The following is a 25,488-nucleotide window of genomic DNA, read 5'->3' as shown; positions in this document are numbered from 1 at the left end:
CTCCGGCAAATATCGACTAGCTTGTGGCATTCAATACAAATTCGGCCCTGCTGATGGAGGGCCGAAGAAAGACTGCAAATTTAACCCGTACGCCTTACTGGGGCAATGCGGGTTCCGCCCTAGGCAGTACGCAGCACTGGTTGATGTAGCCCATGACCTCGTCCAGATCGTCGGTCAGGACCAGCAAATTCAGGTCTTTCGGACCAATCAGGCCCATCTCCATCAATTGGTCACCAATCCATTCGATCAGGCCGGACCAAAAGGAAGTGCCGATCAGTACAATGGGTGCGGGTGGGACTTTGCCTGTTTGAACCAGGGTCATGACTTCAAACAGCTCGTCCAGGGTACCGAAACCGCCAGGCAGGGCAATGTAGGCCCAGCTGTGCATGAAAAAGGTGGCCTTGCGCGAGTAGAAGTACTCGAACTGCAGACTTTGTGTCTGGTAAGGGTTGTTGGTGGTTTCGTGAGGCAAGCGTATATTCAGGCCAATACTTTGCCCGCCTGCTTCGTACGCGCCTTTATTGGCGGCTTCCATCAGGCCAGGGCCACCGCCAGCAATCAGGGTGACGCCCGCTTCGGCCAGACGACGGCCCAGTTCCTGGGCCAGTTCGTAGTAAGGATGACCGGGTTTGATGCGTGCGCTGCCGAAAACACTAACGCCAGCACCCATTTCTTTTAATGTATCGACCGCAGTTTGCAGCTCCTTCATGATGGTAGGAATCTGCTCAGAGGCCGGTAAACGGACGATTTTATTGTTAGACATGAAAAAAACCTTGTTGCTCGTTGATGGTTCCAGCTATCTGTACCGAGCGTACCATGCGATGCCCGATCTGCGAAACGCGCAAGGCCAGCCCACAGGCGCCTTGTACGGGGTCATCAATATGCTGCGCCGTCTGCTACAGGATTATCAAGCGGACTATATGGTATGCGTATTTGATGCCAAAGGCCGCACATTCCGGGACGATCTGTACGATCAATACAAGGCTAACCGGCCCTCCATGCCCGAAGATATGGCGGTGCAAATAGAGCCTATTCATAAAGCGGTACGCGCCATGGGCTGGCATCTGATTTGTCAGCCTGGCGTAGAGGCCGACGATATCATCGGCACGCTTTCCCGTCTGGCGGCAGAAAATGGCATCGAGACCGTGGTGTCTACCGGGGACAAGGACCTGGCCCAACTGGTCAATGAGCATGTGCAGCTGGTCAACACCATGAGTAACGAGAAGCTGGATGTAGAAGGCGTTACCAGCAAGTATGGGGTACGCCCAGATCAGATTATCGATTATTTGATGCTGATTGGCGACACCTCGGACAATATTCCCGGCGTTCCCAAGGTGGGGCCCAAGACGGCTGCCAAGTGGTTGGGCGAATATGGCAGTCTGGATGAACTGTTGCAGCATGCCGACAAAATCAAAGGAGTGGCCGGCCAGAATCTGCGCGACTTCAGCTCCAACTTTGAAATGACGCGCAAACTGGTCACCGTCAAACTTGATTGCGAAGTGCCTGGGTTTACGGGGGATTTCGAGGCGCTGGAGCCAGAGCCCCGCGACAACGCCGTGTTGCAGGATATCTACGAGACCTTCGGTTTCCGCACCTGGTTGCGTGAATTGACAGATGATCCCAAGCGCGTTCCCGCCCAGGATGCCCGTGTCGAGGCTGAAACACCTGCTGCGCCTGCCGAGCTGGATTACCAGACCGTCATGACGAAAGAACAACTACAGACCCTGCTAAACCTGCTGGAAAAGGCCGAGCTGGTGGCCTTGGATACCGAAACCACCTCCCTGGACCCCTTGATGGCGCGTCTGGTGGGCTTGTCGGTGTCGGTCAAGGTCGGTCAGGCTTTCTATGTGCCGGTGGCCCACCGTGGCTCGCTGGATGTAGAGCAGCTGGATAAAGACTATGTGCTGGAAACCCTGCGTCCCTGGCTGGAAAAAGCAGAGGCGGCCAAGGTCCTGCATAACGCCAAATACGATACTCATGTCCTGCTGAATGAAAAAGTCAGCCTGCGCGGTATCCGCGAGGACACCATGTTGCAGGCTTATGTTCTGCAATCGCACAAGCGTGTCGGCATGGAAGAACTGGCCTTGCAATGGCTGGGTCTGAAAGGGGCGTCTTACGAGGATATTTGTGGCAAGGGTGCCAAGCAGATCGGCTTTGATGAGGTGGATATTCCGGTGGCTTCGCAATACGCCTGCGAAGATGCGGACTACACCTTGCGTCTGCATCAGTGCCTGCGTCCCCAAGTGGCCAAGGAAGAGGGGCTGGAGCGCATTTACCTGCTGGAAGTTCAGGCCTCGGACGTGCTGACCATTGTGGAGCGCAATGGCGTCAAGATTGATGTACCTACTTTGGCGCGCCAAAGCCACGAGTTGGGTCAGAAAATGCTGGAGCTGGAAAACAAGGCCTACGAACTGGCCGACCAGCCCTTCAATATGAACTCCCCCAAGCAAGTGGGCGAGATTCTGTTCGGCAAGCTGGGTATTCCGGTGGTTCGTAAAACGGCCAGCGGTGCTCCCTCTACCGATGAGGATGTGCTGACCCGTTTGGCTCAGGATTACCCCTTGCCGCAGGTACTGCTGGAGTACCGTGGCCTGGCCAAACTCAAGTCCACCTACACGGACAAACTGCCCAAAATGGTAAATCCGGACAGTGGCCGTGTGCATACCCGTTATGCACAGGCTGCCGTCATTACCGGACGTCTGGCTTCCTCCGATCCCAACTTGCAGAACATTCCTGTTCGTACCGCAGAAGGCCGCCGTGTTCGCGCCGCTTTCGTGTCTGAACTGGGCAAAGTGGTGTCGGCTGACTATTCCCAGATCGAATTGCGTGTCATGGCCCATGTATCGGGCGACGAGAATCTGCAGCAGGTGTTCGAGCAGGGCGGGGACGTGCACACGGCAACCGCTGCCGAGATCTTCGGTGTGGATGCCAAGGACGTCAGCTCGGACCAGCGTCGTGCGGCCAAGGCGATCAACTTTGGTCTGATCTACGGCATGGGCGAATTCGGTCTGGCCAGCAATCTGGGCATTACTCGTGATGCAGCCCGTGCCTATATTGATCGCTACTTCGCCCGCTATCCTGGCGTGGCCAGCTACATGACGCGCATCAAGGCGCAGGCGCATGAGCAGGGTTATGTGGAAACCGTGTTTGGTCGCCGTCTGTGGCTACCTGAACTGAAGGGCGCGAAAGGGCCACGCATGGCCGGTGCAGAGCGTGCCGCCATTAACGCGCCGATGCAGGGCACGTCGGCCGACCTGATCAAGATGGCCATGGTGGCTGTGCAGCGCTGGCTGGAAGAAAAAGGGCTGCGCACGCAGATGGTGATGCAGGTACATGACGAGCTGGTATTCGATGTACCCGAAGACGAGCTGGATGTTCTGCGTGAAAACCTGCCGGGCCTGATGTGCAATGTAGCCAAGCTGGATGTGCCGCTGGTGGCTGAAGTCGGCGTGGGTGATAACTGGGAACAGGCTCACTAAGGCTTCCTGGCAAGCTAAAGGAAAAGGCGACCTGATGGTCGCCTTTTTTTTAAGTAGCAGAGCGGCTTGTTTTCACTGCCTGGCTGCAGTCTGTTTATTCCTCGTTGGAGCGTACTCGGTTGGGCAGCAACTCGTCGTGCTTGGCCAGAATTGGATAGGCGGCGGCGCTGACCAGATAGGAGTTGATGGTACGCACGTCGCGCAAAATCTCCAGGTACAAGGAGCCCTGCTCGGCGGAGTCCAACTGTCCGGCCTTGATCTTGCGAATATGACGGTCTCCCGCCGCCACTTCCAGTTCGCGGAAGAAGTCTTTTTCAAAGGCCAGGAAGCGGGCGGTTTTTACATCTTCGGCCACAAACAGGGCTGCTGCCTGACGCTGGTTGCGAATCAGCCTGTCCATGACTTTGCCGATTTCGGCCTGTTCTTCCGATTGCAGTATCCAGCCTTGTTTACGCAGCTTGGCCGTGTGGCTGAGCAAGCCATTGACGCTGATCGTGGCGGCGTGCGAGATATTGGTGGAGAACGTCAGAATATCGTTCAGACGACGGGTATCCTTCTTGCTGAGGTTTTCCTGGTCCATACTGGCCAGATAGGTGGTGATCAGCGGCTCCAGACGGTTGACGGCATTACTGATATAGCGCGCATGGTTAATGCTTTGGGCGCTATTGTTCAGCATGTTCTGACGGGCCGTATCCAGGATTTCCTGCAGCATATCGGACAGACGCAACGCCTCACGCGCAGCATTGCCCAAGGCCACGGCAGGCACTTCCTGGGCGGACTGGTCCAGATACAAGGGCAGGCCGGGATCATCCGGGTCGGTGCGGCGGGGCAGATAACGGCTCAGCAGACGCGAATAGGGTTTGAGTAAAGGCAGGAACAAGGCTGCCACGGCCAGGTTGAAGAAGGTATGGAAGTTGGCCACAGCACGAGCTGGGTCATTGGTGAACCAGCTCATCAAATCCGGAATCCAGGGCAGCAAAATCATGCCGACCAGACAACCAAACACACGTGTGCCCAAGTTGCCGATGGGCAGACGTTTGTTGGCTGGGTCCTTGGAGCCGCCAGCACCTTCCAGAATCGGGTTGATAGCGGTACCCACATTGGCACCCAGCACCAATGCGTAGGTCAGTTGCGGGTCCATATGCTGGTGACTGGCCAGCGAGATGATCAGCACCACAATGGCCACACTGGAGTGTGCGGCCCAGGTCAGCAAAGCGGCCAGCAACATGCCCGTCATGGGACTGCCTGCCAGCGCTTCCAGAATGGTTTGCAGCAGGGGGGCGTCCTGAATGGGGGAGAACAAGCCCACCAGTTCATGCAGGGACAGCAGCAAGAGGCCCAGACCAATAAAGACGCGACCCAGGTCACGACGGCGTCCAGGCTCCTGCGAGCGGAACAGCCAGACGCCCAGAAGAATCAGGGCTGGGGCCAGCGCGGTCATTTTGAAGGACAGCAGTTGCACGATCAGCGTCGTACCCACATTGGCGCCCAGCATGGCGGCCAGGGCCGGAACCAGGGCGACCATGCCGGTGGCGGCAAAGCTGGTAATCATCAGCCCGGTGGCGGTACTGCTTTGGATGGCGGCCGTAATGGCCGCTCCGGCAACAAAAGCACGGCGGGGACGCCCCAGGGCATGACCCATCCAGATGCCCAGTTCGGCACCGAAGGCGCGTTGCACACCGCTTTGCACCATGTGGATACCCCACAGGAGCAAGGCGATATAACCCCCGAAATCGAGAAGTGCGAAGATTTCTTTCATTGCTAAATAATAGCCCAGCGCCTCTTACAAGCGTGAGCCTCAGGTATCAGTTAGACACATCTAGGTGTTGGAGGATTGCCGCGCTTGTCGGGCAGCCTGATCCAGCCCGTGTGCAAACTGCGTTTGTTCCTGATCGGAAAAGGCCGACAGAAACAGTTCCTGCACAGCGCTTTGGTAGATCTGCCACATCTGTTTGCGCAAGGCCCGGCCTTCATCCGTGATGCTGGCAAAGGCGGCCCGACCATCTTCCGAGGAGCGACTGCGCTGGACCAGCCCCTGGGCTTCCAGCCGGTCGATCAGTCGCGTCAGGTTATAGCGTTCTATGACCAGTCGATCGGCCAGTTCATGCATGCGACGGGTTCCCTCCGGCCCGCTTTCCAGTCCCCACAACACGTCGTACCAGGCATAGGGTGGCAATTTTTCGGCAGCCAGTCTGCGTTCGATTTCTTTCAGGGTGCTACGGTGCGCGCGCACAAAGGAAAACCACAGATCAGTGTCGGAGCGACTCATCGTTCTTTCCCCCAGGAATTTATTTTTTAGTTGCAAATGCAATTATACGCGGATAAGATGCGCTCATAAAGTAGTTGCAATTGCAATCGTATGGGTGAGGGTCTGTCCTGCCCTGCGTCTTGTTCAGGCCGTGAGGACGTCGCGTGGCGGATCCGGCCTATCCACCTGGAGATTGTTATGAATCACGCTTTGCAGATCGCGGATGTGGACCCGCAAGAGACGACCGAGTGGCTGGATGCCCTGGAATCGGTCACGGCGGCAGTAGGACGCCCCCGTGCCCACTATCTGATTGATCAATTGCTGGATTTCGATGCGCGTCATCACGGTGACCTGTACACACGCGTGACCACCTCGTATGTGAATACCATTCCGGTGCATCAGCAAACCCCGTATCCCGGTGACAAGGAACTGGAGCGCAAGCTCAATGCCTATGTGCGCTGGAACGCCATGGTCATGGTGCTGCGTGCCGGTCGGCACTCCAATGTGGGCGGACACATTGCTACTTATCAGTCCGCGGCCGTTCTGTACGACGTGGGCTTTGACCATTTTTTTCGGGGCCGCACAGAAAGCTTTGACGGTGACCTGGTCTATATACAGGGTCACTCCGCCCCTGGTATTTATGGCCGTGCTTATGTGGAAGGGCGTCTGGATGATGAACAGATGGACAACTTCCGTCGTGAGGCGGGGCGTCGTGGCTTGTCGTCTTACCCGCATCCACGCCTGATGCCCGAGTTCTGGCAATTTCCCACGGTGTCCATGGGCCTGGGGCCTTTGATGGCTGCCTATCAGGCACGCTATATGCGCTATCTGGATTTCCGTGGTTTGAAGCCTATGGATGGTCGCAAGGTCTGGGCGTTCCTGGGGGATGGGGAAATGGATCAGGCCGAGTCCCTGTCCGCCATTGCCGTGGGTGGGCGTGAGAAGCTGGATAACCTGATCTTCGTGGTCAACTGCAATTTGCAACGTCTGGACGGCCCTGTGCGTGGCAATAGCAAAGTCATTCAGGAACTGGAAGCGAACTTCCGTGCGGCAGGCTGGAATGTCATCAAGGTAATTTGGGGCGCGGGCTGGGATGAGCTGCTTGCCAAGGATAAAACCGGTCTGTTGCGCAAGCGCATGATGGAATGCGTGGACGGGGATTATCAGACCTTCAAGTCCCAAAGTGGCGCTTATGTACGTGAGCATTTCTTTGGCAAATATCCCGAGCTGCTGGAACTGGTAGCGGGTTTGTCGGACGATGACATCTGGGCCCTGGCCCGTGGTGGTCACGATCCCGACAAGGTCTACGCCGCGTATGCCCAAGCCGCACGTAACAGCCATGGCGGGCCGACCGCAATTCTGGTGAAAACCGTGAAGGGTTTTGGTATGGGCGAGGCTGGTGAAGGCCAGAACATCAATCACCAGCTCAAGAAAATGAGCGCAGATGCAGTGCGTGCCTTCCGGGATCGTTTCCAGCTACCCGTTACGGATGAACAACTGGAAGAGCTGCCTTATCTGCGCCCCGAGCCAGGCAGCCCGGAAGCGGTGTACTTGCAGCAGCGTCGTGCTGCCTTGGGTGGCTTTGTGCCATCGCGAAGAACCTCTGTTCGGGCCTTGACGGTGCCCACGCTGGACAGCTTTGCGGCCCAGTTGAAGGGCAGGGGCGAGCGTGGCCTGTCCACGACCATGGCCTTTGTACGTATTTTGAGCACCTTGTTGAAAGACCCGGTACTGGGCAAATTGATTGTGCCCATCGTGCCGGATGAGTCGCGCACCTTTGGTATGGAAGGTCTGTTCCGCCAGATTGGTATTCACTCGTACTTGGGGCAGTTGTACACGCCACAGGATGCTGGCCAGCTGAGCTATTACAAAGAAGCCAAGGACGGGCAGATCTTGCAGGAAGGCCTGAATGAGTCCGGGGCGATCTCCTCCTGGATTGCAGCAGGCACGGCCTACAGCAATCATGGTGTGCCCACGATTCCGCTCTTTATCTTCTACTCCATGTTCGGTTTTCAGCGAGTAGGGGACTTTATCTGGGCTGCGGCGGATGCACGGACACGAGGCTTCTTGTTTGGTGCAACGTCGGGTCGCACCACCTTGATGGGCGAAGGTTTGCAGCACGATGATGGTCATAGCCATGTGCTCTCCAGCGTGGTGCCTAGCTGCTGCTCTTATGACCCCACCTTCTCTTATGAGCTGGCCGTGATCATGCAGGATGGTATCCGTCGCATGTATCAGGATCAGGAGGACGTGTTCTATTACATTACCGTGCTCAATGAAAACTACCCGCATCCCGAGATGCCGGACGGGGTGGAGCAGGGCATTATCAAAGGGCTGTATCTATTGCAGGCGGGACCGCAGCAAAAAGCCAAGGCCCCGCGTGTGCAGTTGATGGGCAGTGGCTCTATCTTGATGGAGGTGCTGGCTGCCGCACAATTGCTGCAAGAGGACTTTGGTGTGGCCAGCGATGTGTGGAGTGCGCCCAGCCTGAACCAACTGCGTCGTGATGGCCTGGATACGGAGCGCTGGAACACCTTGCACCCGGAAAGCGAGCCGCGTATCCCTTATGTGCAGTCTTGCCTGGAAGGGCATGCAGGCCCGATTGTGGTTGCCACGGATTATATGAAGATTGTGGGCGAGCAGATCCGGCCCTTTTTGCCGGAGCGTCGTTTGCTGGTTTTGGGTACGGACGGCTTTGGGCGTTCCGACACACGGGCCTCGCTGCGCGAGTTCTTTGAAGTGGACCGACACTTTATCGTGGTCTCGGCCTTGAAGGCCTTGGCCGACGAAGGTTCGGTGCCACGCTCGCTGGTCAGCGATGCTTTGCAGCGCTATCAAATCAATCCAGAAAAGACCAATCCCATGAAGCCTTGAGTCTTGCCAGTCCGGTCGTCTTTTTGGGCAAATGGCGACCGGCGGCGGGACACCAGCCAGCAAAGGGTGTGATGGCTTGATGTCTCCCCCGGTCAGGTCAGCTCTTTGCTGACTGGTCCCTTTTCATGGCGGCGAGTCCGCCATTTTTCTCCATCAAATCTTCATCATTCTGTGCCACAGTGCGGCATGGATTATTCAATTTCTCTGGCCCGCCTGGCGGGCCTTGCTATCTCTGGGGTCGTGGGCAGCCAGGCTTATGCTCAAGCGCAGCCACATGAATTGGCGCGTGCAGATGGCAGCACCATTCATTATTACGTCCAGCCTGCCATCGCCCCTCAAGAAGGTGTGCATGAGCTGCTTCTGATTGTGCAAGGCTCGGATTGCAATAGCGTGGCGCACAAGAAAGTTGTTTGGGAAACCCTGGCCAAGGCTCGTCCACAAGCCCAGGTGCTGGCGGTGGAAAAATATGCGCTGACGGCCGCGCTGCCTGATAGCGACGATCCCGAGCGTAGCGATTGCCCGACAGACTATATTCAGCGCGACCAGCCCCAACAGCGTGTGGCTGATCTGGATGCGGTTTTAAAACAGCTGCAAAGTCAGACCCGCTATGACAAGCTTTTTGCCTTGGGTGGCAGCGAGGGAGCGGTGATTGTTCATTTGCTGGCGGCCCAGACTTCGCATCTGGATGCGGCCATCAGTTTTAATGGCGGCGGGCGCTGGTTCCAGGATGATGTGCTCTATAGCGCCTCAATCCAAGAGATGCCGGCTGCCGACAAGCAAACCATGCTTGATGGCTTGGGCGAATTTTTGAGGCAGGCCAGGGCCGGCCTGGATACTCGGATGAGCGGACATGGACGCGATTGGTGGCAGCAGATGCTGAATCTGGATCAGGCTGAGGTGCTGCGACGGATTGCTATCCCCACTCTGGTGATTCAGTCCGGGCGCGATACCTCGGTCTCGCCGCAAGCCGCTGCCCAGATGGTGGCACAGGTGGATAACCCGCATGTGGTGTGGCGCAGCTATCCCGATCTGGATCACGTCATGACGCAGGCCGATGGCAGCTCGGCCATGCCCCAGGTCGTGGGCGACATTGCCCAGTGGTTGAGCCAACTCAACACTGACACCCCTTAAGTCTTTTGTATGGTCGATGACGTGATGATTTGCCGTCATTGCCCTTTTTATATTGGAGTAGTGAATGAGCAAGATAGTCTTGCGCGCTGCAGTGCCTGATGACGCCCGCGAATGCCTGCGTATCCGGGGACTGACTCGTGAAAATGCTTTTTCTGAAGAGGATCTGGCCGCCTTGGGAGTTACCGCCGAAAGCTGGGCCGCAGGTATTGAGGATGGTAGTTGCCCCGGCTATGTGGCCCTGGTCGATGAGCAGATGGCTGGCTATTGCTTCGGTGATAGCGAGAGCGGCGAGATCATGGTGCTGGCGCTGTTGCCCGACTATGAAAGCCTGGGTCTGGGCCGTCGTTTGCTGAAACAGATGATGCAGGACTTGCAGGGGCGTGGTTTTACGCGCCTGTTCCTGGCTTGTAATAGTGATCCTCAGGTGCGCTCCTATGGTTTCTATCGTCATTTAGGCTGGACCGAAAGCGGCCAGCGTGATGAGTTCGGTGACGATATTTTGGAATATCACTTTGCTGATTAGGTTTGGAGTTAGGTGAGACCTTTTTATGGCTTACGAAAACATGATCGATTTAAGCCAGGATATCCCAGCCCTGAAGATGTTGTATGCGCCTTTGCAGCACCATTTTCGGGTGCTGGATGTGCCCACTTTGCCGTTTGCCATTCTGGATGGCAAAGGTGCTCCCGAGCCTGTTGCGGTGGGGGCGGCTATCAAGACCTTGCAGCTTGCTATTGAGCCTATCCGTCGAGAGGCACGCCAACGCATGGGGCGTGACTTTATGGAAGCGCCGGTCGAAGTTCTGTACTGGGCTGCGGATCCGAAAGATGTGGAAGCAGGGCGGCGGGAAAACTGGCAGTGGCGTGTACAAGTGACCTTGCCTGTATGGACCGATAAGGCGGGTCTGGAAGGCGCGGTGGCCCAGATGCGTGCTCAGTTGGGGAACGCTCCAGCTCCCAGGTGGGAAGCCGTGACGGAGGGCAAGTGCGTGCAGGTGATGCATGTGGGCTCCCCAGCCGATCTGTCAGCTTTGTTATCGCAGCTCTATGCGAAGTTCCTGCCGCAGGAAGGGCTGGAGCTTTGGGCGTGTATCACGAGATCTATCTGAGTGATTGGAGCAAAGCGTCGTCGAGTCGGCACAAGATGATTGTTCGGCAGCCCATACGCTAACTTTGCGCCAAGGCATAAAAAATGCCCCAAAAGCCTGTGTGCTTTTGGGGCATTTTATTTGGCTGTGCCGTTCAGGCCGCCTGGGATCTTAGACTGATTGAGCGCTTTGCAAAGCCTGAATACGTGCAGCGATAGGAGGGTGGGAGGCGAAGATCGCACTGATCGAACGACCACCCGAAATACCGGAGGCTTCAAAGTTCTTGGGCAGTTCGCCAGGAGCCATGCCGCCCAGGCGGGCCAGCGCGTGAATCATGGGCTGACGCGAACCCAGCAACTGAGCGGAACCGGCATCGGCACGGTATTCACGCTGACGCGAGAACCAGGCCACGATGATGGAGGCCAGCACGCCAAAAATCAGCTCAAACACAAAGACCGAGGCGTAGTAACCCATGCCCACATCGCGATCATTGCGCAGTAGCACGCGGTCAACAAAGTAGCCGGCCAGACGGGCCAGAAAGATCACAAAGGTGTTCACCACGCCTTGGATCAGGGTCAGGGTGACCATGTCGCCATTGGCAATGTGGGCAACTTCGTGGCCGAGCACCGCCATGACTTCTTCTTCGGTCATGCCTCGCAGCAAGCCCGTGGACACGGCGACCAGAGCATCATTCTTGAAAGCGCCGGTGGCAAAGGCATTGGGCTCGCCTTCGTAAATGGCCACTTCGGGGCGGCCAATACCGGCACGGTCGGCCAGTTGGTGCACGGTATCGACCAGCCAGGCCTCTTCGGCATTGGCGGGGGCATTCGGGTCAATGACACGGGCGTTCACGCTTTGCTTGGCCATCCATTTGCTCATCAGCAAGGAGATAATGGCGCCGGTAAAACCGACCAAAGCCGAGAAGATCAGCAATTGAGTCAGGTCCAGACCTTGCGCGTTCAGGTAACGTCCCACACCCAAAATATTCATGGAGGCGCTGAGCACCAGCATGACGGCCAGGTTGGTGATTAAGAAAAGGACAATTCGTTTCATGAATGCGGATTCCGGTGTAACAGAAAAAATCGTGATCGTGAGAACACGATCTGCGCGAATTTTAGCCTTGATTCCAGGCGTTAAAATAAAATATTCAGCTTTTAGTCAGCTTCCGGGCAAGATAGTTTCTTGCGCCGAGGTTCTTGCTGTTGCGTAAGTGGTCTGGATATGGGGTTACCGGTCCACTTTTACAAGGTGGGGAGTATAGTAATGGCTTTCCCTTATTACTGAATCTGGTTTGATCACATGCAGTCATTATGGATGCTGGTAGCCTGCGCCATGTTTGCCATTATGGGGGCTTGTGTCAAAGTGTCCGCCGATGCCGGGGCGTCGATGGCGCAAATTGTTTTGTTCCGGGGTGTGCCCTCGGTTCTTCTTCTGGTGTTCTGGGCTAAAAGCCGTGGTTTGAGGCTGGCTCCTCAAAGCTGGAAACTGCATGTCCGGCGTAATGTCTCCGGGGTCAGTTCCATGTGGCTGGGCTTTCTGGCTCTGGCTAATCTGCCCTTGTCCACCGCGGTCAGCCTGAACTACACCGCTCCCTTGTTTATTGCTTTCTGGATGCTTGCCTGGGGTGGCACCCAGCGTGACCCTGTGCGTCTGATTGCCGTGTTGTTGGGCTTCATGGGCGTGATCGGTGTCCTGCGCCCCAGCATTACGCCAGACCAATGGTGGGCCGCCATGCTGGGCCTGTGTGCCGGCGCCTTGAGCGCGGTGGCCATGATGCAGGTACGCGCTCTGGGGCGCTCTGGCGAGCCGGAATGGCGCACCGTGCTGCTGTTCTCCTGTTTTGTCGTCTGTTCCAGCCTGGTTGGACTTTTGTGGGAAGGCTGGCGCGAGCTGAGCTGGCGCGCGTGGCTGGCCTTGCTGGGCGTGGGCCTGTCCGGTTTGTTCGGGCAATTGACCATGACGCGTGCTTTTGGCTTGGGTTCGGCCTTGTTGACCGCAGCCTTGCAATACACCACCATTATTTTCGCCGCCCTGATTGGCATTGCTTTCTGGGGGGATGTGCCTGACTGGTTAGCCTGGGCAGGTATGGCATTGATTATTGGGTCTGGTCTGTTGTCGGCCTGGCGTACCTACAGCGAGGATCGTATCTTGCGAGGTCAGGCCGCGACAGCGGAGCAGGCTCCCGTCAAGGAGGCAGAACGTGTTTGAATTTCTGATTAGCGCAGAGCAAGTCCAGGCCAATCTGAATAATTCGGAGTGGCTGATTCTGGATGTACGCCATGATTTGGCCGACCACCAGGCAGGGCGACGCGCTTACGAACAGGGGCATATTCCGGGTGCCGTGTTTCTGGATCACGAGCTGGATCTGGCGGCACCCAAGACGGGTCTGAATGGCCGTCATCCTTTACCCAGCCGTCAGGAGCTGGCGCAGCTTTTGCAGAAAAACGGCTTGCGTGATGGTATGCAGGTCGTGGTCTACGACGCCCAAGGTTCTTTATTCGCCAGCCATATGTGGTGGATGCTGCGCTGGTTGGGGCATCCTCAAGTCGCCATTCTGGATGGGGGCTGGCAGGCCTGGCAGCAGTTGGGCGGAGCCGAAGAAAGCGGCCAGGCCAAGCCTGTACCAGCAACTGCTAAATTGAGTGTGCCTGAGCAGGCTGCCATGCCTACTGTGCAGACCGAGCAGGTACTGAAAAACCTGTCCAAACCTATCTTTACCGTATTGGACGCACGTGCTGCCGAGCGATATCGCGGTGACGTGGAACCGATGGACCCGGTAGCGGGTCATATCCCCGATGCGCTTAATCGGTCGCACCTGAATAATCTGGGTGAACAGGGGCGTTTCAAACCGGCCGATCAGCTGCGCCAGGAGTTTCAGGACTTGCTGGGAGCGATTTCGGCAGAGATGGTTGTGCACCAGTGTGGTTCCGGCATTACAGCTTGTCACAATCTTTTTGCCATGGAGTTGGCCGGTTTGTCTGGCTCCAGCATTTATCCCGGCTCCTGGAGTGAATGGGTGAGTGACGCCAGCCGACCTGTTGCGCGCAGCTAGTTCAATGCCCTGAGTTTCTGGTGCTGAGAAAGCCGCTCCGGAGCGGCTTTTTTGCTGTGGAGCGGTCCCAAAGTAGAAAGTACTCCTTGGGAAGGGCAGCAAGCCGCCGCCTCCCGTACAATGCCACTTCCAATTGGGTCTCAGCCAGTCCTGACGGCCCTCATTGATCAGGAATAGTTATGGTTAAATCTCGCGATGATAATCAAAGCGCCCAGGCGCCAGCCCAGCAGGATTTCGAGTCCGCTCTGGCACAACTGGAAGCGCTGGTCGCTCGCATGGAAAGCGGGGCATTGCCGCTGGAGCAGGCTTTGCAAGCTTACGAGCAGGGCGTGGAGTTAGCCCAATTGTGTCAGCGCAAGCTGGACCTTGCACAAGAACAAGTCAGCGTATTGCAAGGCAATCTGCTGCGCCCCTTGTCCGGGGATGAAGCTGTTGGAGATAGTTAAGATGAGTTCTACCAGTTTTTCTGATTGGCTGCAGGCGCGGGTTGAGCAGACTGAGACCGTACTGGAACAATTGCTGCCCCCTGTCAGCCAGGAACCTGCTCGTTTGCACGAAGCCATGCGCTACTCCGTGCTGGGTGGTGGCAAGCGCGTGCGCGCTGCCTTGGTGTATGCCGCCGGTGAGGCTGCCTTGCAAGGCAAGCCCATGGCCGCTGCCCAATTGAAAGCATTGGAGTTGGCAGCGGCGGCGGTGGAATTGATCCACGCCTACTCGCTGGTTCACGACGACTTGCCGTGCATGGATGACGACAAATTGCGTCGTGGTCGCCCAACCACCCATGTTCAGTTTGATGAAGCGTGCGCCATGCTGGCTGGCGATGCCTTGCAACCCTTGGCCTTTGAACTGCTGGCACAAATGCCGATTGCCCCTGCGCTGATTGTGCAAGCCATTACCCAGTTGGCGCAGGCCGCCGGCAGTGCCGGTATGGCTGGTGGTCAGGCTATTGATTGCGCCAGCGTGGGCATTGCTCTGGACCGTGATCAGTTGCAAGAGATGCACAGCATGAAAACTGGCGCCATGTTGCAAGCCAGCGTTTTGCTGGGTGGTATTGTGGCGGGTGCTTCCTCTACCGTGCGTAATGGTTTGGAAGAGTACGCTCAGGCTGTGGGTCTGGCCTTCCAGGTCGTGGACGATATTCTGGATGTGACGGCTGACACCGCCACGCTGGGCAAGACGGCGGGCAAAGATGCCGCCGATAACAAGCCCACCTATGTCTCCATCCTGGGTATGGACGGATCGCGCGAGTTGCTCGGTGCTCTGAATGAGCAGGCCCAGTTGGCCTTGCGTCCTTTGGGACCTGCTGCGGCACGTCTGACGCAACTGGCTGATTACATCGTGGGTCGCAATCATTAAGCGACGCGGGCCTGTGCTACTTTGGCACAGGCCGCGAAGCGTTTTACAATAGCCGATTGGCGATTGTTTTTAGACAGTCGTTTCACTTATTTGCCCGGATAGACGTCTTTAGTATGACAACCGTTTCCCTAGAGCAGATCCAGTCTCCCGCCGACTTGCGCCAGCTTGATCAACGTGATCTTCCCGAGCTGGCACGACAACTGCGCGAGTTTGTTCTGCAATCCGTATCCAAAACCGGTGGGCATTTGTCGTCCAATCTGGGCACGGTTGAATTGACCACTGCCTTGCACTATGTGTTCGAGACTCCCCACGATCGTATTGTGTGGGATGTGGGTCACCAGTCCTATCCGCACAAGATTCTGACTGGCCGCCGCGATCAGATGGGTAGCTTGCGTCAGCAAGATGGCATCTCCGGTTTTCCCAAGCGCTCCGAGTCCGAGTACGACGACTTTGGTACGGCACATTCCTCAACCTCGATTTCCGCAGTGCTGGGTATGGCCGTGGCCTCGCGCAATGCCGGGATCGAGCGTCAGCACATTGCCGTGATCGGTGATGGCGCGATGACGGCCGGTATGGCGTTTGAAGCCCTGAACAATGCCGGTGTGACGCCCGATGTAAATGTGCTGGTGGTGTTGAACGACAACGACATGTCGATCTCGCCGCCGGTGGGCGCCTTGAATCATTATCTGGCTCGCCTGATGTCGGGCCGGTTCTACGCCGCTGCCAAAAATGTAGGCCGTACTGTCTTGCAGCATGTCCCGCCTGTGCTGGAGCTGGCGCGCAAGTTTGAAGGCCACGCCAAGGGGATTCTGTCTCCGGCCACGCTGTTTGAAGAGCTGGGTTTTAACTACGTAGGCCCGATTGATGGCCACGATCTGGATGCGCTGGTCTCTACCTTGAGCAATCTGCGTGATCTGGGTGGTTTGCAGTTCCTGCATGTGGTGACCCGTAAAGGGCAGGGCTACAAGCTGGCTGAAGCCGATCCGGTGCTCTACCACGGTCCCGGCAAATTCGATCCTTCTGTGGGTTTGGTCACGCCTACGACCAAGCCGCGCCCTACCTTTACACAGATCTTCGGTCAGTGGCTGTGCGATATGGCCAGGCAGGACCAACGTCTGTACGGTATTACTCCCGCCATGCGTGAAGGCAGTGGCATGGTGGAGTTCGAGCAACAATTCCCCCGTCGTTATTTTGATGTGGGTATTGCCGAGCAGCACGCCGTGACCTTTGCCGGTGGTTTGGCCTGTGAGGGGCAAAAGCCGGTTGTGGCGATTTACTCCACCTTCCTGCAGCGCGGCTACGATCAACTGATTCATGATGTAGCCCTGCAGAATCTGGATGTCACTTTTGCGCTGGATCGCGCCGGTATTGTGGGCGCAGACGGGGCAACGCATGCCGGTAATTACGACATCGCCTTTCTGCGCTGCATTCCGAACATGGTGGTGGCCACGCCGTCGGACGAAAACGAAACCCGCTTGCTGCTGACCTGTTGTTATCAGCACCCAGGGCCCAGCTCGGTGCGCTATCCGCGCGGAGCGGGTATCGGTGCTGAAGTGGATCAGGAGCTCCATACCGTGCCGCTGGGCAAGGCCAATCTGCGCCGTCAGGGCAAGAGCCTGGCCATTCTGGCTTTTGGTCCCGTGTTGCACGAGGCGCTGAAAGCAGCCGAGGTTCTGGACGCTACCGTGGTAGACATGCGTTTTGTAAAACCTATGGACGAAGCCTTGCTGCAAGAGCTGGCACAAAGCCATCAGGCATTTGTGACCGTGGAAGAGGGCTGTTTGATGGGGGGCGCAGGCAGCGCGGTGCTGGAGTTTGTCAGCCGTGAAGCGCTGGTGATGCCGGTATTGCAACTGGGCTACCCCGACGAGTTCATCGATCACGGCGATCAGAAGAAAATTGCTCAGGATCTGGGCCTGGATGCCGCAGGCATTGAGCGCTCCATTCGTGAACGTTTCTCAAGTTTGCTTGAGGCGTGAGGCAATTTCTGCACAGTTTAGGGTTTAAATACCCCAATATGCGCGTTCTTATTAAGGTTATCGAACCTCGCGTGCGATAAGCGTAAGATAATAATTCATTATTGTTTTTATTTACGGTTGCGGCTCTGTCGTAGCTGAACCTGATGGATATGAATACAGTGTCGGAATCGCCTTTGGCCATGCCAGATGTGCAAAGCAGCACGGATACACGCCGTGTTGCGATTCAGCGCGTGGGTGTGCGCGGGGTGCGGCATCCGATGATGCTGGACCTGCAAGGGCAGGCCGTGCCCACCGTGGCGCAATGGGAGTTGACGGTGGCCTTGCCGCCCGAAGAAAAAGGCACCCATATGTCGCGCTTTGTGGCTTTGCTGGAAGAGTACCGCCGTCAAGCCATGACGCCCGCCGGTTTTGTGCAGATGGCCCAGGCTATGTTGCCTTTGCTCAATGCCGGGCGTGGCGACATGACAGCCACCTTCCCCGTTTTCCTGGAAAAAGTGGCACCCGTATCCGGTGTGGCCAGCCTGATGGATTACACCGTCAGCTGGACAGCACGTGTTGGTGTGGATGCCCAGCCCGAATTTGAGTTGTCCGTGCTGGTTCCGGTTACCAGCCTGTGCCCGTGCTCCAAGGCAATTTCAGAGTACGGTGCCCATAATCAGCGCTCGCACGTTACCGTGCAGGCCGTGTTTGCAGATCCGGCTGCGCTGGACTTGCCTACGCTGATCAAATCGGTTGAAGAGCAGGCGTCCTGCCAGCTGTGGGGCTTGCTCAAGCGCACTGACGAAAAGTACGTTACCGAATACGCGTACGACAATCCCAAATTCGTCGAAGATCTGGTGCGTGATGTAGCCGTTAGCGTGCGCAGCTTGCCCGGAGTGTTGCGTTATAGCATCGAAGCCGAGAATTTTGAGTCGATTCATAATCACTCTGCCTACGCAAGCGTGCAGGGCTAAGGCTTTTGGCTTGTCAGCCAGCCTTTCTTGGTGCTAGTATCTATGGTTTCTTGCTCGACCCGGATTGAATGGGCGGGCTGTCGCGCTTGGTGCCTGACTGGTTTTACAGCGGGTAGTAGGCGATATCCACAAGGAGTTGTTCCATGCGTCACTACGAAGTAGTGTTCATTGTGCATCCCGATCAAAGCGAGCAAGTGCCCGCCATGATCGAGCGCTATTCGGCGATTGTTACTTCCGAAGGCGGTGCTATTCATCGTCTGGAAGACTGGGGCCGCCGTCAACTGGCTTACCCAATCCAGAAACTGGTCAAGGCTCACTACGTGTGCCTGAACATCGAATGCGGTCAGTCCACCCTGGACGAGCTGGAGCATTCCTTCCGCTACAACGACGCTATCTTGCGTTACCTCGTCGCTGGCACGAAGAAAGCCCCTGAAGGCGCTTCGGTCATGATGAAGTCCGTCGAACGCGAAGAAGCACGTAAAGCAAGTACTGAAGCCAGCGCTCCTGCAGCTGCTGAAGCCGAAGCTCAAGCTGAAGAGTAATAGCTCCGACTACGTGAACCAGTTCTCTCTTGCCGGTCAGCTTGTCGACATCAAGCCCTTGCGTTATACGCCGGCTGGTGTCCCAGCTCTGGAATTGGTTCTGGAACACGAATCTTCCGTAATGGAAGCCGGTCACTCCCGGCAAATCGCTTTGACGATGCAGGTAGTGGCTTTGGGAAATAATGCACTGGGTCTGGCAGACACTCCTTTGGGAGCCCGTTTGCAGCTACAAGGTTTTATTGCCCCAGCCCGTAAAGGTTCGACGCGTCTGGTGCTGCATGTACAGCAATATCAGCGTCACTTTCCGGGACAAGGCTCTGTTACGGTTTGACTGGTCTGGCTCGATCGTCGCGAAGTGTTCAACACCTCGCTTCACACTGAATTCTTCCGGGTATAGCCCGGTTACTAACGAGGCACAAAATGGCTTTCCGTAGAGGCAAAGACAAAAAACGCAAATTTGCACAACAGAACCCACTGTTCAAGCGCCGCAAATTCTGCCGCTTCACCGTCGCTGGCGTTGAAGAAATTGATTACAAAGATCTGGACACCCTGCGTGATTTCATCCAGGAAAATGGCAAGATCATCCCTGCACGTTTGACGGGCACCAAAGCTCACTACCAGCGTCAGCTGGACACCGCTGTCAAGCGCGCTCGTTTCCTGGCTCTGTTGCCGTACACCGACAACCACAAATAATCCAGAGGAACCTTAGTCATGCAAGTTATTTTGCTCGAAAAAGTCGCCAACCTGGGTAATCTGGGTGACGTTGTGCGCGTACGTGATGGTTACGCCCGTAATTTCCTGCTGCCACGCAAAGTTGCTCGCCGTGCTACGGCTGCCGCTCTGCAAGAGTTCGAAGCACGCCGTGCCGAACTGGAAAAGCTGCAAGCTGAAAAGCTGGCCGCTGCTCAGGCTCAGAACGAAAAGTTGAACGGCCAAGCTTTCACCCTGGTTCAAAAAGCCGGCGTGGACGGTCGTTTGTTTGGTTCCGTGACCACCATGGACATCGCCAATGCATTGCAAAATGCCGGCTTTGCCGACCTGGTCAAGACTCAGGTTCGTCTGCCAGACGGTCACCTGAAAGCCATTGGCGAGTACCCCGTTCAGGTTGTTCTGCACCCTGACGTGATCGCTGAAATCAACGTTGTGGTTCAAGGCGATGTAGCCTAAGCCTAGCGCGTTGACGCATGGTACATTCTTTCATGGAGTGTATCTGCCAAGCTCAAAAAAGCCGGTGCAAGCCGGCTTTTTTGTTTTCTCTTCATTCTGTTTGAAGAGAGCCAGCACGCCTGCGGCGTGACTGTATTGCCGCATTCGGTCCTGTCAGCCCAGCACGCTGTTGAGCCTGACTGTTCTGACCCCAGATACACATACTGTTCAAGCCCGCACAACACATTCTGTTGGCTGCGGCGTCGATTTTTTTCCTTGATTTGAAGGTATATGCATGGAAAGCAAGTCAGCCAAATCCGATTCAACGCTGGACTACCTCAGGGTCCCGCCTCATTCCATTGAGGCGGAGCAGTCGGTGCTCGGTGGCTTGTTGCTCGATAATGCCGCGTTTGACCGGGTGGCCGATATTGTCACCGACGAGGATTTTTATCGTTTTGATCACAAGCTGATCTGGCAACACATTACCCGCTTGATTGGTCTGGCCCGTCCTGCCGACGTCGTCACGGTCTTTGAGTCCTTGTCGGTTGCAGGCAAGCAGGAGGAGGTGGGTGGGCTGGCCTATTTGAATGCGCTGGCTCACAACACGCCATCGGCGGCCAATATTCGTCGCTACGCCGAGATCGTTCGCGAACGTTCCACGCTGCGCAAGCTGGTCACCGTTGCTGATGATATTTCCTCGGCCGCCTTCAATCCGCAGGGCAAGGAGGCCCGGCAGATTCTGGACGAGGCGGAAACCCGTGTGTTTCAGATTGCCCAGGAAGGGGCGCGTGGTTCGCAGGGCTTTCTGGAAATCCAGCCCCTGCTAAGCCAGGTGGTGGAACGTATTGACGAGCTGTATCACCGCGAAGGCGATTCGGAAGTAACCGGGGTCCCAACTGGCTTTATTGACCTGGACAAGATGACGTCAGGCTTGCAGCCAGGCGACCTGGTGATTGTGGCGGGTCGTCCTTCCATGGGTAAAACTTCGTTTTCCATGAATATTGGCGAGCACGTTGCGATTGCCCAGGGTTTGCCCGTTGCCGTGTTCTCCATGGAAATGGGCGCGGTGCAGTTGGCCATGCGTATGGTCGGTTCGGTCGGTTTGCTGGACCAGCACCGTATGCGTACCGGCAAGCTGACAGCCGACGATTGGCCACGTCTGACACATGCCGTGCAGCAGGTGCAGGAGGCCCAGATTTACATTGATGAAACGCCCGGCCTGTCGTCCATGGAAGTGCGGGCACGAGCTCGACGTCTGGCACGACAGTGTGGCCAACTGGGCTTGATCATCATCGACTACTTGCAGCTGATGTCCTCAAGCGGTGGCGAGAACCGGGCAACGGAAATTTCTGAAATCAGTCGTTCCTTGAAAGGTCTGGCCAAAGAATTGAATTGTCCCTTGATTGCTTTGTCGCAGTTGAACCGAAGCCTGGAGCAACGGCCCAACAAGCGCCCAGTGATGAGTGACTTGCGCGAATCCGGTGCTATTGAGCAGGATGCTGACTTGATCTTGTTTATTTACCGTGACGAGGTCTACAACCCGGACTCGCCCGATAAAGGCACGGCTGAAATTATTATTGGTAAACAGCGTAACGGTCCTATTGGTTCGGTTCGCTTGACCTTCGCCGGAGCCAGCACGCGCTTTCTGGATTACATGCCCAATTAAAAAGCACAGTGGCTGCTTCAGTGCGCGGGCTTGTGAGGCCGTTTGCCAGATGTCAGGACAAAAAAGAGGCATACCAAAGTATGCCTCTTTTTTATTCATCGTTCAGCGTGTATGGGTAGTCAGGCAAGGTGGTTCGCCGTTCTCTTAGTTTTCACTCCGGGCCGCCAGCCGTTTCGCCAGCCATGCACATACCAGTAGCTGCCACTGGTGAAACAACATGATCGGCAAGATGATAGGCCCGACCATGGCACTGGGGAAAATGACATTGGCAATCGGGATGCCGCTGCTCAGGCTTTTATTGGAGCCGCACATCAGCAGGCTGACACGGTCCTCAAAGGAAAAGCCCAGCCAGCGCCCCAGGTTCCAGGCCAGCACTTGCGCCAAGGTCAGCAGAACGGCGTTGGACAGCACAATCAGTCCCAAGGCACTCAATGGGGTGGAGGACCACAGGCCGCCCACCACCGCGCCCGAAAAGGCCGTATACACCACCAGCAGAATCGATCCCTGATCCACGACTTTCAGCAGTTGCTGGCGCTTCATGACCCAGGCTCCGATCAGGGGACGCAGCATATGCCCGAAGACAAAGGGGAAAAATAGCTGCAGCATGATCTTTCCCACCGCCTCCAGCGACACGGTGGCCTGGGCGCTGGTGGCACCCGCCAGCATGATGCCGACCAGCAAGGGAGTGATGAACACGCCCAGCAAGGTGGAGGCCGAGGCGCTGCAAATCGACACCGGCACATTCCCTCTGGCCATTGCGGTCAGCGCCACCGCAGATTGCACGGTGCTGGGCAGGCAAGCCAGAAACAGAATTCCCAGGTACAGATTGTCGGTTAGCCAGGGACGCAGCACAGCCGCCACGCCACTGCCGAGAATCGGGAAGAGCAGGAAGGTGACGGACAGAATCAGCAGGTGCAAGCGCCAGTGAGACAAGCCGCCCCAAATGGCCTCTCGTGACAGACGAGCACCATGCAGAAAGAACAGCAGGGCAATCGCGATCTGCGTGATGTGTTGAAACAGCGGCACGCCCCAACCTTGGGCGGGCAGCAGGCTGGCAAGAGCAACAGTGGCAAACAGCTTTAGCAAAAACGGGTCAATCGGTAAGCGCCTGATCATGCTTGATGCGCGCTCATGGAAAGAGCCATACGGTAGGCATAGCCCAGAGAGGAGGCGTCGGCCTTACCCTGTCCGGCAATGTCGTACGCGGTGCCGTGGTCGACACTGGTGCGAATAAAGGGCAGGCCCACTGTCACGTTCACGCCTTCGTCCAGACCCAGCAGCTTGATGGGAATCAGCCCTTGGTCATGGTACTGGGCCACCACAATATCGAACTCTCCCTGACGAGCCCGCATGAAGATCGTGTCGCCGGGCCAGGGGCCGCTGGCCTGGATGCCTTCGGCGCAGGCTTGTTCAATGGCCGGTGTGATCTGCTCAATATCCTCAGAGCCGAATTTGCCGCCCTCACCGGCATGGGGGTTCAAGCCTGCCACAGCCACACGGGGCTTGGCGATCCCGGCCTGGGTGCAGGCCAACTGTGCCAGCCGGATGGTTTGCAAGACGCGTTCTGTAGTAATCAGGGAGGGGACACGGGCCAGCGGTTCGTGAATGGTGACCAGAATGGAGCGCAAGTGTTCGTTAGCCAGCATCATGGCGTAGTGCTCGGTGTGGCTGCGCTCGGCCAGAATCTCGGTGTGGCCAGGGGCATCGATACCGCCTTTTTGCATGGCAAGCTTGTTCAGTGGGGCGGTGACGATGGCACGGATCAGACCGGCTTGGGCATCATCAATAGCGTGGCACAGGTATTCGTAGGCGCCGCGTCCGGCCTGAGCGTTAACTTCGCCATAGGGCAGATCGTCGGGCAGGGCTTGCCAGCGATTCAGGACGGCAATGAGCCCCTTGGGTGTGCAAACAGGCTGCTCCACCTCCTCGACGTGCCAGTCCTGGTCGGCGCCAATCAGTGTCAGGGCACGGCGCAGCGCACCCGCATCGCCATAGACTACGGCGGGGTGGGGCAGGCCTTCAACAATCAGGCGGGCAATAATTTCCGGGCCTATGCCAGCGGCATCGCCCATGGTAAGCCCGATGGGCTGTGCGGTACGTTTCATAACAGTCATTAAAAATCCTCCACGCTGCGTCTTTGCTGTGCTTGTTGGCCTTGATGCAGCCTGGCGGTAAAAAAAAACCGGGTCCAGGACCCGGTTTGAGTGAGTAGCGATTCGGTTTAGAGTGCGTCGCTGGCGTAATCGGCCAGACGGGAGCGCTCACCACGTTGCAAGGTAATGTGGCCTGCATGCGGCCAGCCTTTGAATCGGTCTACTACGTAGGTCAGCCCCGAACTGCCCTCGGTCAGGTAGGGCGTGTCGATCTGGGCAATATTGCCCAAGCAGACGATTTTAGTTCCTGGACCGGCGCGCGTCACCAGTGTTTTCATCTGCTTGGGCGTCAGGTTCTGCGCCTCGTCGATGATCAGGAACTTGTTCATGAAGGTACGACCGCGCATGAAGCTCAGGGATTTGACCTTGATCTTGGAGCGCACCAGTTCCATGGTGGAGTTGCGCGGAGCCTCGGTGCCTTGTGGGTTGTTCAGGTTGCTGGAGGACTTGCCGGTGCCCAGGTGCAGGACTTCCAGGTTGTCTTCCAGCGCACCCATCCAGGGCTGCATTTTCTCTTCCTCGGTACCGGGCAGGAAGCCAATGTCATCTCCGACAGGCACGGTGGCACGGGTGATGATGATCTCGTTGTAGCGCTTGGTCTCCAGGGTTTGGGTCAACGCACTGGCCAGGGCCAGCAGCGTTTTACCGGTACCGGCATGGCCCAGCAGGGAGACGAAATCAAAATCCGGGTTCATCAACAGGTTCAGGGCAAAGTTCTGTTCGCGGTTGCGAGCCGTAATGCCCCAGACGTTGTTCTTGCCGTGACTGTAGTCGCGCAAGGTGGCCAGTACGGCGGTATTGCCAGCGGTTTCGCGTACCTGGGCATACAAGGGATCGTCGCCTTCGGTAAATACGAACTGGTTGACCATGAACTGGCTGCACAGCGGTCCGCTGATACGGTAGAAGGTGGTGCCACCCTGTTGCCAGGACTCCATGTTCTTGCCGTGCTTGGTCCAGAAATTGTCCGGCAAGGGCATGACACCGTCATACAGCAGGTCGGAGTCATCCAGAACGTGATCGTGGCGGTAGTCTTCGGCCAGCAGGCCCAGTGCCTTGGCCTTCAGACGCATATTGATGTCTTTGGACACCAGCACCACTTCGCGTTTGGGCATGCTCTGGGTCAGGGCATTGACCACGGCCAAAATGGCGTTGTCCGCCTTGCCCAGCGGCAGCTGGATAGGCAGGGTGGTATCCAGAGCGCTGGTCTGGAAGGTGACGGCGCCACGCGCTTCGGTATTGCCGATGCCATCCAGATTGATGGGCTTGTCCAGACCATGATCGCCCACCAGACCTTCCAGGGAGCGGCTGACCTGACGTGCATTACGAGCCACTTCGGACAGGCCCTTTTTCTGGTGATCCAGCTCTTCCAGCACCATCATGGGCAGGAAGATGTCATGCTCTTCAAATTTGAACAGCGAATTGGAGTCGTGCAGCAAGACGTTGGTATCCAGCACAAACAATTTGCGCTGGGTGGGGGCCAGACGGGTGCGTTTGCTGGCTGCGCCGGCGACAGGCTTGGGAGCCTGGGCAGGGCTGGCGGCAGCGCTTTTGCTGGGAGCTGCTTTGGCCACACTGGCGGGCGCAGGCGCTGCTGCGGGGGCCGCGGGCGCCGTTTTGACGGGCGCAGGCTTTTTGGAGCGTGGCGTAGCAGCCGCTTTACTGGGGGCGGCTTTGGGGCTGGCGGGGGGAGTGTCGGGTTCGTCTAGTGGTACGGGTGGATCGGCAAGGATGACACTGTCATCTTTTTCGCTAAGCAGGGTTCCCAGCTTGGTGGGCAACGTTGGTAGCGGCATATAACACGTACTCCTGGTTGTGTGCCGACCT

Annotated in this window: 24 protein-coding genes; 17 read left to right on the top strand and 7 right to left on the bottom strand. The window is 56.9% G+C overall.

Annotated features, from left to right (window positions below):
• Nucleotides 1-94: 94 nt before the first annotated feature.
• Nucleotides 95-763 carry a TIGR00730 family Rossman fold protein gene (locus D0C27_RS15140; RefSeq protein WP_009457591.1) on the bottom strand — a complete coding sequence of 223 codons (669 nt, stop codon included), beginning with the start codon at nucleotides 761-763 and terminating at the stop codon, nucleotides 95-97.
• Between D0C27_RS15140 and polA the strand changes: the two genes are divergently transcribed.
• The gene (gene polA / locus D0C27_RS15135) at nucleotides 762-3,479 is read left to right on the top strand and encodes a DNA polymerase I (protein WP_137431254.1); all 2,718 of its coding nucleotides are present in this window, start codon (nucleotides 762-764) and stop codon (nucleotides 3,477-3,479) included. The genes D0C27_RS15140 and polA overlap by 2 nt on opposite strands.
• A gap of 94 nt (nucleotides 3,480-3,573) precedes the next feature.
• Here the strand turns inward: polA and D0C27_RS15130 are convergent, their stop codons facing one another.
• Together D0C27_RS15130 and D0C27_RS15125 are read right to left on the bottom strand one after the other, a co-directional pair.
• Nucleotides 3,574-5,238 (bottom strand): Na/Pi cotransporter family protein, encoded by a 1,665-nt coding sequence (locus D0C27_RS15130; RefSeq protein WP_035270762.1) that lies wholly within the window; start codon nucleotides 5,236-5,238, stop codon nucleotides 3,574-3,576.
• Nucleotides 5,239-5,298: 60 nt separating this feature from the next.
• Complete coding sequence (locus D0C27_RS15125; protein ID WP_137431253.1) at nucleotides 5,299-5,748, bottom strand: MarR family winged helix-turn-helix transcriptional regulator; 450 nt, start codon at nucleotides 5,746-5,748, stop codon at nucleotides 5,299-5,301.
• A 177-nt stretch (nucleotides 5,749-5,925) separates the two neighbouring features.
• Between D0C27_RS15125 and aceE the strand changes: the two genes are divergently transcribed.
• The 4 genes from aceE to D0C27_RS15105 all read left to right on the top strand — a co-directional run bounded on the left by aceE (nucleotide 5,926) and on the right by D0C27_RS15105 (nucleotide 10,838).
• On the top strand, nucleotides 5,926-8,601 hold the full coding sequence (aceE, locus tag D0C27_RS15120) for a pyruvate dehydrogenase (acetyl-transferring), homodimeric type (protein WP_137431252.1): 2,676 nt from the start codon (nucleotides 5,926-5,928) through the stop codon (nucleotides 8,599-8,601).
• 186 nt (nucleotides 8,602-8,787) lie between these two features.
• A complete protein-coding gene (locus tag D0C27_RS15115) occupies nucleotides 8,788-9,732 on the top strand; it encodes a prolyl oligopeptidase family serine peptidase (protein ID WP_137431251.1) in 945 nt (314 codons plus the stop codon).
• Between the two features lie 64 nt (nucleotides 9,733-9,796).
• The gene (locus D0C27_RS15110; RefSeq protein WP_137431250.1) at nucleotides 9,797-10,255 is read left to right on the top strand and encodes a GNAT family N-acetyltransferase; all 459 of its coding nucleotides are present in this window, start codon (nucleotides 9,797-9,799) and stop codon (nucleotides 10,253-10,255) included.
• Nucleotides 10,256-10,280: 25 nt separating this feature from the next.
• A complete protein-coding gene (locus tag D0C27_RS15105) occupies nucleotides 10,281-10,838 on the top strand; it encodes a GyrI-like domain-containing protein (RefSeq protein ID WP_205717079.1) in 558 nt (185 codons plus the stop codon).
• Nucleotides 10,839-10,988: 150 nt separating this feature from the next.
• Here D0C27_RS15105 and htpX read toward each other — a convergent pair whose 3' ends face one another.
• Nucleotides 10,989-11,870: a protease HtpX gene (gene htpX / locus D0C27_RS15100; RefSeq protein ID WP_009457574.1), complete on the bottom strand. Its 882-nt coding sequence runs from the start codon at nucleotides 11,868-11,870 to the stop codon at nucleotides 10,989-10,991.
• Here htpX and D0C27_RS19305 point away from each other — a divergent pair.
• From D0C27_RS19305 to D0C27_RS15045, 12 genes are all read left to right on the top strand, one after another.
• Nucleotides 11,869-12,027: a hypothetical protein gene (locus D0C27_RS19305; RefSeq protein ID WP_155624324.1), complete on the top strand. Its 159-nt coding sequence runs from the start codon at nucleotides 11,869-11,871 to the stop codon at nucleotides 12,025-12,027. The two genes, htpX and D0C27_RS19305, sit on opposite strands and share 2 nt — an antisense overlap.
• Nucleotides 12,028-12,116: 89 nt before the next feature.
• Nucleotides 12,117-13,025, top strand: a complete 909-nt coding sequence (locus D0C27_RS15095) for a DMT family transporter (protein ID WP_080655545.1) — start codon at nucleotides 12,117-12,119, stop codon at nucleotides 13,023-13,025.
• Complete coding sequence (locus tag D0C27_RS15090) at nucleotides 13,018-13,869, top strand: sulfurtransferase (protein WP_088450775.1); 852 nt, start codon at nucleotides 13,018-13,020, stop codon at nucleotides 13,867-13,869. Before D0C27_RS15095 ends, D0C27_RS15090 begins: the two co-directional genes overlap by 8 nt.
• Nucleotides 13,870-14,048: 179 nt before the next feature.
• On the top strand, nucleotides 14,049-14,315 hold the full coding sequence (locus tag D0C27_RS15085; RefSeq protein WP_003802451.1) for an exodeoxyribonuclease VII small subunit: 267 nt from the start codon (nucleotides 14,049-14,051) through the stop codon (nucleotides 14,313-14,315).
• Nucleotide 14,316: 1 nt separating this feature from the next.
• Nucleotides 14,317-15,225, top strand: a complete 909-nt coding sequence (locus D0C27_RS15080; protein ID WP_022983568.1) for a polyprenyl synthetase family protein — start codon at nucleotides 14,317-14,319, stop codon at nucleotides 15,223-15,225.
• Nucleotides 15,226-15,338: 113 nt separating this feature from the next.
• Nucleotides 15,339-17,204 carry a 1-deoxy-D-xylulose-5-phosphate synthase gene (dxs, locus tag D0C27_RS15075; RefSeq protein ID WP_137431249.1) on the top strand — a complete coding sequence of 622 codons (1,866 nt, stop codon included), beginning with the start codon at nucleotides 15,339-15,341 and terminating at the stop codon, nucleotides 17,202-17,204.
• 149 nt (nucleotides 17,205-17,353) lie between these two features.
• Complete coding sequence (folE2, locus tag D0C27_RS15070) at nucleotides 17,354-18,157, top strand: GTP cyclohydrolase FolE2 (protein ID WP_026484336.1); 804 nt, start codon at nucleotides 17,354-17,356, stop codon at nucleotides 18,155-18,157.
• Between the two features lie 143 nt (nucleotides 18,158-18,300).
• A complete protein-coding gene (gene rpsF / locus D0C27_RS15065; protein ID WP_026484337.1) occupies nucleotides 18,301-18,699 on the top strand; it encodes a 30S ribosomal protein S6 in 399 nt (132 codons plus the stop codon).
• Between the two features lie 13 nt (nucleotides 18,700-18,712).
• Nucleotides 18,713-19,030, top strand: a complete 318-nt coding sequence (gene priB / locus D0C27_RS15060; protein ID WP_009457572.1) for a primosomal replication protein N — start codon at nucleotides 18,713-18,715, stop codon at nucleotides 19,028-19,030.
• An 89-nt stretch (nucleotides 19,031-19,119) separates the two neighbouring features.
• On the top strand, nucleotides 19,120-19,392 hold the full coding sequence (gene rpsR, locus D0C27_RS15055; protein ID WP_003802444.1) for a 30S ribosomal protein S18: 273 nt from the start codon (nucleotides 19,120-19,122) through the stop codon (nucleotides 19,390-19,392).
• An 18-nt stretch (nucleotides 19,393-19,410) separates the two neighbouring features.
• The gene (gene rplI, locus D0C27_RS15050) at nucleotides 19,411-19,866 is read left to right on the top strand and encodes a 50S ribosomal protein L9 (protein WP_009457571.1); all 456 of its coding nucleotides are present in this window, start codon (nucleotides 19,411-19,413) and stop codon (nucleotides 19,864-19,866) included.
• A gap of 274 nt (nucleotides 19,867-20,140) precedes the next feature.
• Entirely contained in the window at nucleotides 20,141-21,511 is a 1,371-nt protein-coding gene (locus D0C27_RS15045) for a replicative DNA helicase (RefSeq protein WP_009457570.1), read from the top strand.
• Nucleotides 21,512-21,655: 144 nt separating this feature from the next.
• Here D0C27_RS15045 and D0C27_RS15040 read toward each other — a convergent pair whose 3' ends face one another.
• The 3 genes from D0C27_RS15040 to D0C27_RS15030 all read right to left on the bottom strand — a co-directional run bounded on the left by D0C27_RS15040 (nucleotide 21,656) and on the right by D0C27_RS15030 (nucleotide 25,457).
• Entirely contained in the window at nucleotides 21,656-22,627 is a 972-nt protein-coding gene (locus D0C27_RS15040) for a bile acid:sodium symporter family protein (protein ID WP_137431248.1), read from the bottom strand.
• Complete coding sequence (gene pdxA / locus D0C27_RS15035; RefSeq protein WP_035270748.1) at nucleotides 22,624-23,616, bottom strand: 4-hydroxythreonine-4-phosphate dehydrogenase PdxA; 993 nt, start codon at nucleotides 23,614-23,616, stop codon at nucleotides 22,624-22,626. The genes D0C27_RS15040 and pdxA overlap by 4 nt, the downstream gene beginning before the upstream one ends.
• Before the next feature lie 116 nt (nucleotides 23,617-23,732).
• Nucleotides 23,733-25,457 (bottom strand): PhoH family protein, encoded by a 1,725-nt coding sequence (locus tag D0C27_RS15030; RefSeq protein ID WP_060185752.1) that lies wholly within the window; start codon nucleotides 25,455-25,457, stop codon nucleotides 23,733-23,735.
• Nucleotides 25,458-25,488: the final 31 nt, after the last annotated feature.

This window comes from Alcaligenes faecalis (assembly GCF_005311025.1).
Lineage (GTDB): Bacteria > Pseudomonadota > Gammaproteobacteria > Burkholderiales > Burkholderiaceae_B > Alcaligenes > Alcaligenes phenolicus.
This window is presented reverse-complemented; position numbering and strand designations above follow the sequence as displayed.

What these genes read in the sequence shown, in the direction of transcription:
- polA (WP_137431254.1), top strand. Translation starts at nt 762, where the DNA reads ATGAAAAAAACCTTGTTGCTCGTTGATGGTTCCAGCTATCTGTACCGA.
- D0C27_RS15140 (WP_009457591.1), bottom strand. Translation starts at nt 763, where the DNA reads ATGTCTAACAATAAAATCGTCCGTTTACCGGCCTCTGAGCAGATTCCT.
- D0C27_RS15130 (WP_035270762.1), bottom strand. Translation starts at nt 5,238, where the DNA reads ATGAAAGAAATCTTCGCACTTCTCGATTTCGGGGGTTATATCGCCTTG.
- D0C27_RS15125 (WP_137431253.1), bottom strand. Translation starts at nt 5,748, where the DNA reads ATGAGTCGCTCCGACACTGATCTGTGGTTTTCCTTTGTGCGCGCGCAC.
- aceE (WP_137431252.1), top strand. Translation starts at nt 5,926, where the DNA reads ATGAATCACGCTTTGCAGATCGCGGATGTGGACCCGCAAGAGACGACC.
- D0C27_RS15115 (WP_137431251.1), top strand. Translation starts at nt 8,788, where the DNA reads ATGGATTATTCAATTTCTCTGGCCCGCCTGGCGGGCCTTGCTATCTCT.
- D0C27_RS15110 (WP_137431250.1), top strand. Translation starts at nt 9,797, where the DNA reads ATGAGCAAGATAGTCTTGCGCGCTGCAGTGCCTGATGACGCCCGCGAA.
- D0C27_RS15105 (WP_205717079.1), top strand. Translation starts at nt 10,281, where the DNA reads ATGGCTTACGAAAACATGATCGATTTAAGCCAGGATATCCCAGCCCTG.
- D0C27_RS19305 (WP_155624324.1), top strand. Translation starts at nt 11,869, where the DNA reads ATGAATGCGGATTCCGGTGTAACAGAAAAAATCGTGATCGTGAGAACA.
- htpX (WP_009457574.1), bottom strand. Translation starts at nt 11,870, where the DNA reads ATGAAACGAATTGTCCTTTTCTTAATCACCAACCTGGCCGTCATGCTG.
- D0C27_RS15095 (WP_080655545.1), top strand. Translation starts at nt 12,117, where the DNA reads ATGCAGTCATTATGGATGCTGGTAGCCTGCGCCATGTTTGCCATTATG.
- D0C27_RS15085 (WP_003802451.1), top strand. Translation starts at nt 14,049, where the DNA reads ATGGTTAAATCTCGCGATGATAATCAAAGCGCCCAGGCGCCAGCCCAG.
- D0C27_RS15080 (WP_022983568.1), top strand. Translation starts at nt 14,317, where the DNA reads ATGAGTTCTACCAGTTTTTCTGATTGGCTGCAGGCGCGGGTTGAGCAG.
- dxs (WP_137431249.1), top strand. Translation starts at nt 15,339, where the DNA reads ATGACAACCGTTTCCCTAGAGCAGATCCAGTCTCCCGCCGACTTGCGC.
- folE2 (WP_026484336.1), top strand. Translation starts at nt 17,354, where the DNA reads ATGAATACAGTGTCGGAATCGCCTTTGGCCATGCCAGATGTGCAAAGC.
- rpsF (WP_026484337.1), top strand. Translation starts at nt 18,301, where the DNA reads ATGCGTCACTACGAAGTAGTGTTCATTGTGCATCCCGATCAAAGCGAG.
- rpsR (WP_003802444.1), top strand. Translation starts at nt 19,120, where the DNA reads ATGGCTTTCCGTAGAGGCAAAGACAAAAAACGCAAATTTGCACAACAG.
- rplI (WP_009457571.1), top strand. Translation starts at nt 19,411, where the DNA reads ATGCAAGTTATTTTGCTCGAAAAAGTCGCCAACCTGGGTAATCTGGGT.
- D0C27_RS15045 (WP_009457570.1), top strand. Translation starts at nt 20,141, where the DNA reads ATGGAAAGCAAGTCAGCCAAATCCGATTCAACGCTGGACTACCTCAGG.
- D0C27_RS15040 (WP_137431248.1), bottom strand. Translation starts at nt 22,627, where the DNA reads ATGATCAGGCGCTTACCGATTGACCCGTTTTTGCTAAAGCTGTTTGCC.
- pdxA (WP_035270748.1), bottom strand. Translation starts at nt 23,616, where the DNA reads ATGAAACGTACCGCACAGCCCATCGGGCTTACCATGGGCGATGCCGCT.
- D0C27_RS15030 (WP_060185752.1), bottom strand. Translation starts at nt 25,457, where the DNA reads ATGCCGCTACCAACGTTGCCCACCAAGCTGGGAACCCTGCTTAGCGAA.